General features: G+C 31.9%; 15 protein-coding genes. 10 read left to right on the forward strand and 5 right to left on the reverse strand.

Translation table 11 applies throughout. From position 1 onward, the window contains the following. Positions 1-38: 38 nt before the first annotated feature. Positions 39-389 (forward strand): YciI family protein, encoded by a 351-nt coding sequence (locus tag ABW636_RS07485; protein ID WP_367589342.1) that lies wholly within the window; start codon positions 39-41, stop codon positions 387-389. A gap of 181 nt (positions 390-570) precedes the next feature. Further along, a complete protein-coding gene (locus ABW636_RS07490; protein ID WP_367589343.1) occupies positions 571-1,794 on the forward strand; it encodes an RNA polymerase sigma factor in 1,224 nt (407 codons plus the stop codon). A gap of 265 nt (positions 1,795-2,059) precedes the next feature. On the opposite strand, the gene ABW636_RS07495 is transcribed toward ABW636_RS07490, so the two are convergent. After that, positions 2,060-3,046, reverse strand: a complete 987-nt coding sequence (locus tag ABW636_RS07495; protein ID WP_367589344.1) for a cadherin repeat domain-containing protein — start codon at positions 3,044-3,046, stop codon at positions 2,060-2,062. 217 nt (positions 3,047-3,263) lie between these two features. Here ABW636_RS07495 and ABW636_RS07500 point away from each other — a divergent pair, with 217 nt between their 5' ends. The 8 genes from ABW636_RS07500 to ABW636_RS07535 all read left to right on the forward strand — a co-directional run bounded on the left by ABW636_RS07500 (position 3,264) and on the right by ABW636_RS07535 (position 11,067). Beyond that, the gene (locus ABW636_RS07500; RefSeq protein ID WP_367589345.1) at positions 3,264-3,890 is read left to right on the forward strand and encodes a trimeric intracellular cation channel family protein; all 627 of its coding nucleotides are present in this window, start codon (positions 3,264-3,266) and stop codon (positions 3,888-3,890) included. A gap of 90 nt (positions 3,891-3,980) precedes the next feature. Then, entirely contained in the window at positions 3,981-4,388 is a 408-nt protein-coding gene (locus ABW636_RS07505; protein WP_367589346.1) for a hypothetical protein, read from the forward strand. 148 nt (positions 4,389-4,536) lie between these two features. Next, positions 4,537-4,923 carry a hypothetical protein gene (locus ABW636_RS07510; protein WP_367589347.1) on the forward strand — a complete coding sequence of 129 codons (387 nt, stop codon included), beginning with the start codon at positions 4,537-4,539 and terminating at the stop codon, positions 4,921-4,923. A gap of 311 nt (positions 4,924-5,234) precedes the next feature. Further along, positions 5,235-7,571, forward strand: coding sequence for a TonB-dependent receptor domain-containing protein (locus ABW636_RS07515; protein WP_367589348.1), 2,337 nt, complete (start codon positions 5,235-5,237; stop codon positions 7,569-7,571). A 53-nt stretch (positions 7,572-7,624) separates the two neighbouring features. Continuing rightward, on the forward strand, positions 7,625-8,866 hold the full coding sequence (locus tag ABW636_RS07520) for a PepSY-associated TM helix domain-containing protein (protein ID WP_367589349.1): 1,242 nt from the start codon (positions 7,625-7,627) through the stop codon (positions 8,864-8,866). Between the two features lie 219 nt (positions 8,867-9,085). Then, positions 9,086-9,520 carry a hypothetical protein gene (locus ABW636_RS07525; RefSeq protein ID WP_367589350.1) on the forward strand — a complete coding sequence of 145 codons (435 nt, stop codon included), beginning with the start codon at positions 9,086-9,088 and terminating at the stop codon, positions 9,518-9,520. 129 nt (positions 9,521-9,649) lie between these two features. Continuing rightward, positions 9,650-10,474 carry an OmpA family protein gene (locus ABW636_RS07530; RefSeq protein WP_367589351.1) on the forward strand — a complete coding sequence of 275 codons (825 nt, stop codon included), beginning with the start codon at positions 9,650-9,652 and terminating at the stop codon, positions 10,472-10,474. Positions 10,475-10,704: 230 nt separating this feature from the next. Next, entirely contained in the window at positions 10,705-11,067 is a 363-nt protein-coding gene (locus ABW636_RS07535; RefSeq protein WP_367589352.1) for a BlaI/MecI/CopY family transcriptional regulator, read from the forward strand. Positions 11,068-11,326: 259 nt separating this feature from the next. Here the strand turns inward: ABW636_RS07535 and ABW636_RS07540 are convergent, their stop codons facing one another. The 4 genes from ABW636_RS07540 to tnpA form a co-directional block, all read right to left on the reverse strand. Next, on the reverse strand, positions 11,327-12,037 hold the full coding sequence (locus tag ABW636_RS07540) for a hypothetical protein (protein ID WP_367589353.1): 711 nt from the start codon (positions 12,035-12,037) through the stop codon (positions 11,327-11,329). Between the two features lie 122 nt (positions 12,038-12,159). Then, a complete protein-coding gene (gene tnpC, locus ABW636_RS07545) occupies positions 12,160-13,722 on the reverse strand; it encodes an IS66 family transposase (RefSeq protein WP_367589354.1) in 1,563 nt (520 codons plus the stop codon). 40 nt (positions 13,723-13,762) lie between these two features. Then, positions 13,763-14,125 (reverse strand): IS66 family insertion sequence element accessory protein TnpB, encoded by a 363-nt coding sequence (gene tnpB, locus ABW636_RS07550; RefSeq protein ID WP_367589355.1) that lies wholly within the window; start codon positions 14,123-14,125, stop codon positions 13,763-13,765. Further along, a complete protein-coding gene (gene tnpA, locus ABW636_RS07555) occupies positions 14,125-14,457 on the reverse strand; it encodes an IS66 family insertion sequence element accessory protein TnpA (protein ID WP_367589356.1) in 333 nt (110 codons plus the stop codon). The genes tnpB and tnpA overlap by 1 nt, the downstream gene beginning before the upstream one ends. Between the last annotated feature and the right edge of the window lie 13 nt (positions 14,458-14,470).

Genomic DNA, 14,470 nt, shown 5'->3' on the forward strand with positions numbered 1-14,470 from the left:
TGTAATAATTCTTTATGTTAACAATAAAAAGATCAAAAATGAAAGATTTTATGATGCTATTTCATAGCGAACCTAACCCAGATTTTAACCCAACTCCAGAACAAATTCAAGCTGAAGTAAAAGCATGGCAAGATTGGATGGAATCCATTGATGCACAAGGAAAACTCAAAAATCCTGGAGAAGCATTAGGCTTCGAAGGAAAGATAATGCACTCTGATGGGTCAATCACAGATGGACCTTATGCAGAAGTTAAAGAAATTGTTGGAGGCTTTATTATCGTATGTTCTGAAACTATACAAGATGCAATTAAACTTGCAGAAGGTTGTCCTGCCGTAGAAAATGGTGGAAAGGTAGAAGTAAGAGATATTATGAATTTTGATGGCATGTAATGTTATAAAAAGGGTATAATGAACTGGTTTAAAATTTTATAATTTGCTATAAAAATGTTTTTTTGCACCCATATTTCGCAATTTTCTAGTTCCTTAGCCCTGCTATGCAACGATAAAATTACTTTATCTAGATGCAAAACCACTATTTTTCGCTTAAACCATAAAAGTTTAAACCAGTTCAATGATAGACGATACTCGGCTAGTAGAAATTTTTAAGACAGAGTACAGCAAACTAATTGCTGTACTTTGTCATTATTATGGAGTAACTGAAGTGCAATTAGCTGAAGACATTGTATCAGAAACATTTTTAAAAGCAATGAAAGTGTGGGCTCATAAAGGAGTTCCTGATAAGCCTGCTGCCTGGTTAAGAAAAGTGGCTGTTAATAACTTAAAAGATTACTATAAAAGGAATAAAATCTATAGAGAGAAAATCCTCTTCAATTTAGAATCAAAAACAGGTTCTTTCCAGCCTGAAGAAATTTCTGATGACATAGTTGAAGATAGCCAACTTAAAATGATTTTCGTCGTTTGTAATCTAAGAATAAGTGACAAAGCAAAAATATGTTTGGCATTAAGAATCTTATGTGGATTTAATAGTAATGAAATTGCAAAAGCACTTTTATCAAATGATGAAGCAATTAATAAGATTCTATATAGAGCAAAAAAGAAAATTAACGAAGATGGAATTCTAAATACAACTCTCAAATTAGAAAACTACAATCAAGGATACGATACTGTTTTACGAATCATTTATCTTCTGTTTAATGAGGGGTATTATAGCAGTATAAAAGAACATAACGTGCGTGAAGAAATTTGTTGGGAAGCACTAAGGTTGGCCTTGCTTTTGTCAAAAATACAAATCGAACAACAAACTGCTGCCTATGCATTAGTGGCATTGATATCCTTTCATTCTTCAAGAATTCATGCAAGAATGAGCAACTCAAACGAAGATTTGCTTTTCAATGACCAAGATCGATCTAAATGGAATATACCTTTAATTGAGAAAGGTAAAAAATATTTGAACTTAGCATCCCGTAGAAGAGTTATATCCAAATATCACTTAGAAGCGGCAATAGCGTTTTGGCATACAACGGATAATCAAAAAAAATGGGACAACATTCTTCAACTTTACAATAAATTGTTAGCTATTGAATATTCGCCAATTGTTGCATTAAATAGAACTTATGTTTTATCTAAGACGAACTCTGTAAATGAAGCTATTAAGGAAGCAAATAAATTAGAGTTAGATGGAAACAACCATTATTACTGTTTATTGGCAGAATTACATAAAATCAACGGTAATAATCAAATGGAAATAAAGTATTTACGTAAAGCCTTAAAGTTTACTATCAAAAAAAGTGAACAGCATCTTATTAATAAAAAATTGGAAATAGCCAGTCGATAATCATAGGTGATGACAGTATATCTATTCTTTCCTCACAGAGAAACTGCTTACCCATCACCGTGTTAACGAACACACTCAATGTTTCTGGAAATATCATTTATTTTAATTCATATTCGATTAAAAAATAAAAATCAAGATGAGTTTTTTTAAAAAGATACGGTAGGCATTTATTTCTAATATATTATTAAAAATTTACACTACCGTATCCTTACCTATGATAAACCAATTTCGAATAGGTTAACTTAAAACTTATTTTCTCTTCTATTTATTTTGCAATTATTTCGATTACATCGATTACATTTACATATACTGTATCAAATACTGTATGTGTTCCATCGGTTACTCTAACTCCAATAGAATGACTGGTATCTGTTTCATAATCTAGATTCTTTCCTGAAGCAAGACTTAGTTTTCCGTCATTACTAATTTCAAAAAGACCATTGGGGTTTGTTGATAATCCAAAACTTGGTGTATCCTCTTCCTGATCTCTTATTCTTACTGTTCCTATGATAATTTCATCACCAATATCTTCTCGTACACTAAATCCTGGTTGATCTACAAAAACAGGAGCTTCATTTACATCGGTTACTTCTATAATGATATCGGTTGTAGAGGTTAAATTTTCATCAGACACTTCGATAGTAAGAGTATAACTTGTTTGAGTTTCATAATCTAACACACTACCTGTACTTAAACTTATTACTCCCGTATTAGAGATTTCAAAAAGATTAGTATTCTCTGGTACTGTAGTTGTTATCAAATAAGAAAGAGTATCATTATCAGGGTCTATAGCTACAACGGCACCTACTTCTTCTGAAGTCTGAATATTCTCTGCAACTATAAACGTCTGTGCATCTATTAAAGGAGTTTCATTTTTATCTATCACGTTGATCATAATTTGTGTAGATGCATTAAGATTTCCATCTGTAACGGTGACTGTAATAGTATATGATTTTTTTGTTTCGAAATCCAGAGTTTTTCCACTTGCGAGATAAAGGTTACCATCCTCTGTAATTTCAAACAAGCCATCACTATTTGTTTGTATAGCATACGTTATTTTATCTCCATCGATATCGGTGGCCTTAACTTCTCCTATATTACCTGCTTCATTTATATCTTCTAAAACACTAAAAGTCTGTGCGCTAATTTGAGGGGCTGTATTAACAACATCATTATCATCACTTTTACAAGAAAACATAGAAAATACAAGGAGTAACAATACGGTAATTTTTAAATTATAATTTTTCATCATGTAAAGGGGTATTATTTTTTAATTAAACATATTTACAGAGACGAGTCTAAAACATAAAAAAGGTTACCCAAGAAAATTACTTTTTTTTCAAAAAACGCTTTAACTGGTGATTTTACAATAGAAACAGAGTTCTCTTCTTTTCTACCTCTAATCATAAAAGTCAAGTACTTTTCAAAGAAAAAATAATAGCTTATTTTTACACCCAAAAAAAAGTAACATGACCGTCTTTACCACTTTGGATATTCTGGGAACTGTTGCCTTCGTAATATCGGGGTCATTAAGTGCTATGAACAGAAAACTAGATCTGTTTGGTATTTTTATTATTGCCTTTGTTACATCTATAGGAGGAGGAACTATTCGAGATATTTTGATTGGTAATACACCGGTATCCTGGATGCAAAATACGACCACCATGTATTTAATTAGTGGAGTTACCGTTTTCTCTATTATCTTTAGAAATAAACTGGATTATCTTAAGGGTTCTCTTTTTTTATTCGATACAATTGGTTTAGGTGTTTTTACTATTATTGGCGTCGAATCAGGTATCAATGCTGGATTAGAACCAATTATATGTGTTGGCTTGGGAGCTACCACCGGATGTTTTGGAGGTGTTATTAGAGATATCCTTTGTAATGAAATTCCGGTACTTTTTAGAAAAGAAATCTATGCCACCATCTCTATTGCTGGCGGAGTCTGCTTTATGATATTATATGCTTTTAAGGTTGATCAAACTATTACCAATATTTCTACCGCCCTGTTTATTATCATTATCAGATTATTGGTTGTAAAATACAAGGTTTCTCTTCCTCTTTTTACAATAAAAAATCACGACTCAAGTGATTAACAGAGTATATGTAATATATTTTATAAAAACCTTAGTAGTAAGTCTTATTGATAATATTTATATTTCAATCTGATCATATAAAAATCGGACATGAAAATATATCTTATAGGCGTATTGTTATTTGTTAATTTAGGTTTTGTTAATAGTCAGGAAAAAGAAAAAGTCCAATCGGTACTATCCGAAATTATTACCCAATTTCCTACGGTAAGAGACTTTACCATATCCCCTACTTTGAACGAAATATACTTTACAGCCCAAGGGTATTCTGGAGAGCTTTCTACTATTATAAAGATTACAAAAAAGAAAGATACATGGTCGTCTCCAGAAGTTGCTCCTTTCTCGGGTAAGTTTAAAGATTTAGAAGCTATGTTTTCTCCAGATGGATTAAAATTATTTTTTGTTTCTAACAGACCATTGAGTCCTACCCAAACAGCCCAAAAAGATTATGATATTTTAATGTCATTCCGAATTTATTTCAGAATCTTATTCCTCTCATGAGTACTAATTTTATGACAAGAATCTGAAACAAGTTCAGGTTGACAATAATGAATTAGTATACATTCCGGATATTCAAATTTTAATTTCATTTTATAAATAAAAAAATGTTTCAAATTCATACTTTTGCACGAAATTTTTATATCCCTCGATGAGAATAGTATTCTCGATATTATTATTTGCTTCTTTTGCCATACGCCCTGCTATAGAGGTTAGCACCGTGCTGTATTATCAGCTTAATATGGATACTATTATCAAAAAATACTGTATAAACAAAGAAAGACCAAGATTACAATGTAATGGTAAATGTTATTTAATGAATCAAATGAAGGCCAAAACGCAGTCTTCATCAGAAGAAAAACAAAACATTGTAATTTCAGAATCTTTTATTCCTCTTTTTTATCAAGATCCTGCGGTTCTTATAAAAAGCAATCATTTGATTATAGAAGAACCTTCCAAAAATTGGAAATTAAAACACCTGAAGTCTAAAATTATTCTTTTAGACATTGACCCACCTCCACGGCATAGATTATCGTAAACACATTTATATACATTATATAATCTACCGTTAATTAAAGCTTATAATTTTTATACAATCCTACTATCTATGTAATAGGATCGAGAAGTTGATGTATAAGAAGCTAGCTTAAAAAAATCTCACCTATTTAGGTAAAGAGGTACTTGATATATTCATAAAACATATGTTCATATCATTACTTATTATCTATATGTGTGCATGATTTTAATATTTAACTGTGATATCCTTAAAATTATTTTTTAATCCACTTACGTTTTTAACAAATGGGACGTTATCCATATCAACACAAACTAACTCAACGTATATACAAAATGAAAAACACATTCGTATTGACTATATTCCTATGTCTTGGAATATTTAGTTATTCGCAACAATCTTATCAGGGCAAAATAACCGATAATTACAACACCCCCTTATCAGGAGCTTCTATTATAGAGGTTAATGCAACAAATACAAGCACTGTAAGTAATACCGATGGAGAATTCTCTATCACTCTTACCGACACCAATAAAGTAGAAATTCGCTTCTTAGGTTTTATTAGTAAAGTAGTAACTCTAAATAAAGGTTTTAATACTATCGTATTAGCTCAGGAAAATGAACTATTAGAAGAGGTTTTAGTTACTTCTGCGAGTAGAGAAATTCAAAAAAGATCAGAAGTACCAGGTTCTATTGTTACTATAAATGCACAGGCAATTGCAGAAACTAAAGCTTTTGGTATCGATCAATTAGTCAACCAGGTACCAGGAGTATACATGTCTACTTCGAGAGCCGCTAGTAACGAACAACACTTTATGGCAGTTCGTTCCCCTATTTCTACAAAGGCATTATTTCTATACTTAGAAGACGGACTACAGATACGCCCTACTTCTGTATTTAATCATAATGCATTATTAGAAATGAACGATCTTGCTTTTGGTCGTGTCGAAGTATTAAAAGGGCCTGCATCCAGTATTTATGGAAGCGAAGCTATTGGAGGTAGTTTTAATTTCATTACCAAAAACCCATCAGAAAAATTGAGTGGTAGTCTTGGTTTTCAGATCAATGATATAGGACTTACTCAATACGAAGCAGAAGTATCAGATAAAACTTCAGAAAACTTTGGATTCTATATTGCCGGTAAACATGCTAAACGTGAAGATGGCCCTATAGAACATAGTGATTATGAAAAAACAGCAATTACTTTTAAAACAGTATATGACATTAATGATACTACCAAATGGATTTCTGTTTTAGACGTGGTAGACTACAGATCGGATATGAGTGGTTCTTTAAGTGAAAGTGATTATACTGAAGGTAATTACGAAAGCGACCAAACTTTTACTGAAAGAAAGGCAATTGCATTTAGAGCTAGAACTACCCTTGATAAATCTTGGAACTCAAACAACAAAACCTCGTTTAACTTTGTAGTTAGAAACAATAGAATGGATCAAAACCCTTCGTACAGAGTAAGACAATTTAGAGATCAAGGACAATTGACTGGTTTTGGTTCTGGAGAATTAAATTCTAACAAGTTTCAAAGTTATGTTGGTCTTATTCAACATAAAATAAACTTTGCCTATGCAAACTCTTCGTTAATAGCTGGGGTAACTACCGATTATTCCCCACAGCGTTATGTAGCAGAAACAACCAGTGTTATTGTAGATCCAGAAACCGGTAGAAATATCGATTACACACTTAATTCTGGAGATTTCATACTTAATTATGAAGCTGATATATTTAATTATGCGGGGTATCTTCAATATGAAATATCACCATTAGAAGCTTTAAAAGTTACAGCTGCCATACGTTATGATGGTTTTGAATATGATTATGACAATTTATCAGACGGAGTAACGGGTGTAGATGATGCTGTCGATAATTTTAATAACCTAACTCCAAAATTGGGAATCAACTATAATTTTGATGCTACCAAAGGAGTATATGCAAATTATTCTCAAGGTTTTACACCTCCACAGGTTTCTACTTTATATCGTAATCGTAATGAATTAAAAGGTATTAAACCCAGTCGTTATCATAATTATGAAATAGGAGGATATTACACCATTCCTTCTAAATTAAAACTAGATGCTGCGATATACCTTCTGGAAGGAAAAAATACGTTGATCACGTTACGAGACGAAAATGATAATTTCTTTAATACCAATGCAGGAATTACCAGATCTTATGGACTTGAATACGGTATTAGCTGGATTCCTTTAGAAGGACTATCGATAACCCATAACGGAAGTTACGCCAAACATCGTTATATAGAATTTTTTGACGGTGGTGTAGATTATTCTGATACAGATAGAGAAACTGCTCCAAAGTTATTAGGAACATCTTTGATTACTTACAGAAAAGATCTCAACGATAATTTTGGTTTTAGCGTAACTGCAGAACATGAACTTGTAGGTAAATACAATACCAGTTTTGAAGGACAAGTAGAAAATGAAGATGGTACTACTGCTACAGAGACCTATAACGGACATTCTGTTTTCAATTTTAGAACAACTTTACATTACAAAAATGTTGAGATATGGGGACATGCTCTTAATATTTTTGACGAGTTGTATGCTGCAAGAGCCTCGTTTAACCGATTTAGAGGAGAGAATAGTTATACTATAGGTAACCCCAGAGCTTTTCATCTTGGGATTCGTTATAATTTTTAAAGAATATTACCAGCAAGATGAACTCAATCTTGCTGGTATAAAAATTCTAAACCATGAAAAAAAATAAATCTCTTAATCAATGGCTATGGAAATGGCATTTTATAGCGGGCCTTATTTCACTTCCTTTTATAATAATACTGGCTATAACAGGTGGTATCTATTTGTTTAAAGCCGATTATGAAGCACCTAGACAAAAACATATTAAAGAAGTTGCCATAAAAGAAAATACAATATCTTTTGAAGCACAACGACAAATTGCTACCGCTAATGCTACAAAAAAGCCTAATGCAATGGTTATACCGAATGCTCTTAATCAGGCAACAGAATTTACTTCGGGTCGTTTTAGCCATAAAAAGAGTATTTATATTAATCCATACTCGGGCGCAGTTACAGGAAAAATTATTCCAAAACATACAGATATGTATTTGGTACGTAAATTACATGGTGAATTGCTATTGGGTAAATTTGGTACCAAAATCGTGGAACTAATAGCAAGTTGGATGATCATTTTAATTCTAACAGGACTCTATGTTTGGTGGCCCAATAAAGGTTGGAATCTAAGAGGATATTTTATACCCAGAACAAAAGAAGGAAAAAGAACATTTTATAGAGATTTGCACACTATTAGTGGGTTTTGGTTTTCTGCTTTATTCCTACTTATTCTTGCAGGTGGATTGCCCTGGACCGATGTTTTTGGTTCAAATTTTAAACAATTACAAACGATAACCAATACAGGGTTTCCTGCTTCATGGGGTGGACATCATCTTAAATCAGAATCAAAAGGTAAAATGTTAACTTTAGATGAAATTGTTACCAAAGCAAAAACATATAATTTATCGGGTACTGTTTCTATTAATTTTCCCAAAGGACCAAAAGGTATCTATAGTATTTCTAATCAAAACCCTTCTGATTTGAGTTCTCAAAAAAAGATTCATATCGATGCATATTCGGGTAAAGAAATTTTATCGAATGACTGGAAAGATGTCGGGGTATTGATGAGAGCTAGAATGTGGGTAATGGCATTTCATCAAGGAGAATTTGGTCTCTGGAACTGGTGGCTCATGCTTATAATTGCAATAGGGTTAACCATGATGAGTCTTTCTGCTTTAATTTCGTATGTCTTAAGAAAACGAAAAGGAAGTTGGGGAACCCCAAAAGTCCCCTTACAATTTAAAGTTGGATACGGTATCATGACCTTAATAGGAATCCTTGGTTTAGTATTTCCTTTATTCGGAATAAGTCTTCTTATAATCATCGGTTTTGAATTACTAAGTAAAAAATCAAAAACTTCATAAATAACAAAAACAATGTTCGTCTATATTCTAATTGCAGCAATTTCATTTTGTTTTTTTTATATCATAAGACAACAATACAAAATGAATAAGGTAGGTCTTCAATACAAAAGATCGAAACCACAATTAAACGTAAAAAAATAATATATTTGAAATGATTTATTGAAAATGATTTTCCCCCTTTAATTCATTCATTTTCTAACCATTCTAAACAAAAACAACATGAAAAAAACTTTTTTATACCCTCTGCTAACTATTCTTTTGGTTTCAATTTCTTGTAATCAACTATCTAAAGAAGAACAAGAGTTTGATGCATTAATGCAAAAAGTAATTGATGTCCATGATGAGGTGATGCCAAAAATGGGAGAAATGAGTACCTTGATCAAAGACCTTGAGGTTAAAATTGATACAACTGCTCAAGGACAAACCTATGCAAAAGCGCAACAAGGAGTAAAAGATGCTTATGATTTTATGATGACCTGGATGAGTGATTTTAGTACCAAGTTTCCACATGAAGAAGGAGGCAATAAGATCAATCCCGAAAAGTTAGCAATACAAATGAAATTACTTAAGGAAGAAAAAGTAAAAGTAGATCAATTAAAGGAGCAAATTAATTCGAGTATAAAAATTGCAAAAGAGGCATTAAAGAAACCTTAATCCTTGTATTTGCTATATACTTCAATATAAAATGATCTTGATCTTTTGATGTTACTCAAAAAATCAAGATCATTTTGTTTATAAAAAAATGTTTTATTTTAGCAAATGCAACAAATCATATAAAAATCAATGAAAAAATTTATTTTAGGTAGTTGTGTACTGTTAATGTCTATAGGGGCGATACATGCACAAAAAAAGAAAGATCTTATCGATGAGGTTAATAAACTAAGACAAGAGCTAAAAACAACAAAGGAAGAATTAAACGATTCTCGCAAGAAAGAGAAAGCTACACAAACGCAGGTTGCAACAATAGAAGCACAAGTTAAAGACCTTAAAGAAACCAATGCGTCTCTTTTAAACAATATGAGCAGTTTCACAGAATTATCAAACCAAAAGGCCAAAAATTTAGAAACCTCTCTTAAAAGTCTTCAGGAAAAAGATAAACAGATCAAAACTATTAACGATGCTATTAGTAAAAACGACTCTGTAAAATTAGCAACCTTAACAGTTTTTAAAAATGCGTTAGGTGGTGAAGGGAATATTGGCGTTAAGAATGGAGCGGTACTTATAGTATTACCAAATACTACCATATTTGGTGATAATGATAAAAGTTATACTGTGCAAGATAAAGCAAAAGGTATTTTAGGAAAAATAGCTACAGCTCTTAAAGCAAAACCTAATTTGAAGATTACGGTAGAAGGTAATAGTAATGCCCTAAATTTTAAAGACAAGAGCATTGCCGATAATTGGGATTTAAGTGCAAAACAAGCTGCATCTATAGTAAGAATATTGCAAAAAGATTTTGAAGTAGACCCAAAAAGAGTCGAAGTTCTTGCCAAAAGCGAATATGGGTCTGATAGTATCGAAACAAGTACCAGAATTATTATTGATCCTAAATTTGATGAGTTTTATGGTTTGGTAAAAGAACAGATGAAAAACGCTACTAAAGAATAAAACACTTTTCTAATACAAATTTTCTAAGGTGATTCATAATGAATCACCTTAGTTATTTATACCCCTTATTTTCTTCAAAAGCCCTTTAAATATAGGCTACTTCTCCTTCTACCCTTCTTTACTGGTAACATTATTTACAAATTTTCAAACTAAAATATTAGTTCAAACTAATAAAATAGTTTATATTAGCAACGTGAAACTAAAAATTTAGTTTGAAAAATTAATGATTTATGAAACAACTTACCAAGGCAGAAGAAGATATTATGAAAATCCTATGGGATTTGAATGAAGGCAGTGTGCTATCTATTCTAGAACAATTTCAGGAACCAAAACCTGCTTACAACACCGTTTCTACAATTGTAAGAATATTAGAAGATAAAGGTTTTGTAAACTATCGTAAAGAAGGTAGAATACATATTTATTTTCCTCTTGTACATAAAAACGATTATAGCAATCAAAGCATTACAAAACTAATAGACGGCTATTTTCAAGGCTCTTTTAAAAGTATGGTTTCCTTTTTTATAAAGAAAAATGATATCAATATCGAAGAGATGGAAAAGGTAATGAAAGAAATTAATAAAGAAGAAGAATAAAATGATTCATTATATATTACAAATACGTAAGCGTTCGGTAAATTACACTCTATGTAGTTTACCGAACGCTTACACTTAATTTATAAACTAATGAAAATAATCCATAGGAATCTAAATGCCAATCCTCAAAATAAATACGTGATAGATAAAATCATTTAAGGCTTTTTCAGGGACGACTAAATATCTGATAGTCATAAGAAAAGGTGTAAAAAAAACTGCCTTTTCAGACAGTCTTATGATGTTGTTTAGTGAAATTTCTCTAGTTAAAAAGTAGCATTTCTTCACTATCATTAGAAACCTTATAAGTATTTTTATAACCCACTTCATCATTATCTAACCATTCTTTTGGAACATCTACCAATATAGAAGATCCACTTGAAGAATTTTGTTGAAGTGAAGGTGTAATTTCAAGCTGGAACCGTTCTAAAAACCATCCATCATTACTATTTTCGTCTAGTATAAATTCAACATTTTCAATTTTTACCCACCCTACAACATGCTCAATGTGTCTAAATATGTAAAAATCCCATTGTCCATTTTCAGGATTGTCCAATGTTCTTCTATTAACCAATAGAGTACCTCGAAGACCCGGCTCAGCTGAATTTGGCCCTCTATTATAAAGAGCTTTCATTTTTACTGTACCATTAGTTTGACTATTTGATAAGGTCCCAGTTTTAACGGATAATTTAGAATACCATTGCCATACGAATGATTTTTTTTCGCTTATTTTTCGGTTTTCGTTAAAGATTTTTAGATCTACCTCAAATTTAGCATTAGCTTCTTTTTCAGAAAGATCCCCACTATAACTCTTATGAAATATTATGGAGTTTTCATCATTAAGCTTTTCTGTTTTATCTTCAGAAACAGAAGCTTGTTCATTTAATTCGGATTTTTCACACGATGCAATAAATAATGCTAGTGCTGTTACTACTAAATACTTTTTAAAATTACTGGAAATTTTCATATTCATAATTTTTAGGTTTTAAAATTTCCCAAAACTAAAAAATTATTAATTTCTTTTTTTGGTAATTGTATTAACGGTAACTCTCAGCGTATAAAAAGGATGTTTCAATGTATAAACAGAAAGGAAATTTAATAATGATGCTTCCAATTATTAGGCAATAATGTCCTTAATTGGTTGGCTTTACATTCTTGTATGTTTTCTAGTACATCTTTAAGCCAGCTATACGGATTGATGTTATTGATTTTACAACTTGCAAAAAAGGAATATAAAATAGCTGCTCTCTGTGCGGCTTTGTGAGATCCTGAAAACAAATAATTTTTTCTTCCAAGTGCTAGTGGTCTAATAGTATTTTCTATTAGATTATTATCAATCTCGTAGCGACCATCAGTAGTATACCTTTTTAGTTTATCCCATAATTTGAGAGTATATCCAATTGCTTTTCCAATTGCTTTTCCAATTGCTTTTCCAATTGCTTTTCCAATTGCTTTTCCGATCGCACTTTTAGGAAGCACTAGAAGAACTTGTTCTTTAAGCCAGTTTCCTAATGCCTCTAGCATAGGAACTGCACACAACTTACGATACCTTTTTCTTAGTGCAAAAGAACTTTTCCGTTCTCTGGTTTTTCTCTCTATAGAATATAAACGTTGAATTTGCTCCAATACGTAATGAGCTCTGAAGGCATCATTATCCAGTGCTTTTTCAAAATACCTTCTTGCATGCGCCATACAAGCCAATAAGGTAATATCTCTTTTAGTAGTAAGATTTAGATATCCTGAATATCCATCGGTTTGAATGGTACCACCATAGTTTTGTAATAGTTTTTCAGGAACCTTTTTTGATCGACTAGGATCGTATCTAAATAAAACTAACCCCTCTATTGGAGCATGGTGTACCCAATGATATCCCATATGAAGCTTTCCTTTTTTAGCAGTATCCTGAACCCCTATTGGTGACTCATCTATTTGGAGGTAGTTACTTTGTAAAAGCTCCTTTTGTAAAGTAGCATATAAGGGCTCTAATAAGGTAGTGGTTGCATTAAACCAGTTACTAAGCGTACTTTTGCTAATATCCAAACCTTGACTTCTAAATATTTGTTGCTGTCTGTAAAAAGGTAAGTGATGTACAAATTTACTAACCATAATATGAGACAACAATCCTGCTCCTGCATTTCCTTTAGGAATGGGAAGTGATGGTAAGGAAGCAACTACTATTTTTTCTTGCTCAGCTAGAATATATTTAGGACGTATGATCTTTCTAACAAAGATACTGGAGGGATTATATTCTAATATTTCAGTGATCTCTTCTCCAATCTTTGTTGCTCCTGATATAATTTCATCTGGTTCAATGGTTTCTTCTATTCGTGGTAAATGAGCTGGAAGTGCACTACGAACCGGTTGTTGTTTCTCTGTTACTTGCTTATTCCTTTTATAACTAACTTCAATGAGGTCAAGTTCAGCATTAGAAATTCCTGAAACATCTGGCTGCTCTACAAATAAATCTAACTGCCCAGTATCTAAAGATATGAAACGCTCACTTTTACTACCAAAAATCAAACGTTTGAGTTCCGATAATTGCTGCTGTAAGTACTGATAATCAAATTGTAGTTTTTGATGCTCTTTTAAAAGAATATCATAGGATTCTTGCAGAGGGGAGCGCTGATCTATTAAAGGAATATGAGGTATGATTTCCACAATATAAAGATACTAAAAACCCATTTGTTATACAATCGAATTAGGCTTTTTCAACTTCCGATTTATACCGTTTTCTTCTACTGATATTGGTGATAGAAATACCATCTATGAGCAATACCAATTGTGAATAGGTTAGAGAAATACTTCCCACTTCTTGATCATAATAAGGAATCTCAAAAGTACCTGATTCTAAGCGCTTATAGTAGAGTATGAAACTACTGCCGCTCCAATGTAATAATTTTACTTTATCATGGGTTTTATTGATAAAGATGTATACTGAACCATTGGTAACAGATGTAGAAAGATCATTTTGTATCAGGCCACAGAGCCCATTAAAGCCTTTTCGCATATCTGTTGGTTTGCTATACAAATGAAACTTGTGGATAGTAGTGAGTCCAAACATTAGAAAAGGGTGATTAGGTTTTTCAATTCTTTTTTACAGAGATCAGAAGGGCATTGTAAAAATACTCCGTTGGGATAATGGATCTCAATAGGTACTGTTTTAGAAACCTGCAGCGGAGCAGAAACTTCTACAGGAATAAAAGAAGGCTCTCTTTTAGGAGCTGTTTTCTTGGGCTCAGGAAATTCAACTCTAAATTTCCTATGCCAGTATTTCATTATACCATAATTGATACCATGCTTATTACCATAATCTTTTAAACTTAATGTGCTTTTCTTCCAGTTCCTTAGAATAGTATACATCTCCTGCCTTCTCTTTGTTTCTTCTTTTTGCATATCACAAAATTAA

It is taken from the genome of Aquimarina discodermiae (assembly GCF_040786235.1).
Classification (GTDB): Bacteria; Bacteroidota; Bacteroidia; order Flavobacteriales; family Flavobacteriaceae; genus Aquimarina.

Coding starts and splice junctions, on each gene's coding strand:
- ABW636_RS07515 (WP_367589348.1), top strand. CDS start 5,235: ATGAAAAACACATTCGTATTGACTATATTCCTATGTCTTGGAATATTT.
- ABW636_RS07535 (WP_367589352.1), top strand. CDS start 10,705: ATGAAACAACTTACCAAGGCAGAAGAAGATATTATGAAAATCCTATGG.
- tnpB (WP_367589355.1), bottom strand. CDS start 14,125: ATGTTTGGACTCACTACTATCCACAAGTTTCATTTGTATAGCAAACCA.
- ABW636_RS07505 (WP_367589346.1), top strand. CDS start 3,981: ATGAAAATATATCTTATAGGCGTATTGTTATTTGTTAATTTAGGTTTT.
- ABW636_RS07510 (WP_367589347.1), top strand. CDS start 4,537: ATGAGAATAGTATTCTCGATATTATTATTTGCTTCTTTTGCCATACGC.
- ABW636_RS07540 (WP_367589353.1), bottom strand. CDS start 12,037: ATGAATATGAAAATTTCCAGTAATTTTAAAAAGTATTTAGTAGTAACA.
- ABW636_RS07525 (WP_367589350.1), top strand. CDS start 9,086: ATGAAAAAAACTTTTTTATACCCTCTGCTAACTATTCTTTTGGTTTCA.
- ABW636_RS07530 (WP_367589351.1), top strand. CDS start 9,650: ATGAAAAAATTTATTTTAGGTAGTTGTGTACTGTTAATGTCTATAGGG.
- ABW636_RS07485 (WP_367589342.1), top strand. CDS start 39: ATGAAAGATTTTATGATGCTATTTCATAGCGAACCTAACCCAGATTTT.
- ABW636_RS07495 (WP_367589344.1), bottom strand. CDS start 3,046: ATGATGAAAAATTATAATTTAAAAATTACCGTATTGTTACTCCTTGTA.
- tnpA (WP_367589356.1), bottom strand. CDS start 14,457: ATGCAAAAAGAAGAAACAAAGAGAAGGCAGGAGATGTATACTATTCTA.
- ABW636_RS07490 (WP_367589343.1), top strand. CDS start 571: ATGATAGACGATACTCGGCTAGTAGAAATTTTTAAGACAGAGTACAGC.
- ABW636_RS07520 (WP_367589349.1), top strand. CDS start 7,625: ATGAAAAAAAATAAATCTCTTAATCAATGGCTATGGAAATGGCATTTT.
- ABW636_RS07500 (WP_367589345.1), top strand. CDS start 3,264: ATGACCGTCTTTACCACTTTGGATATTCTGGGAACTGTTGCCTTCGTA.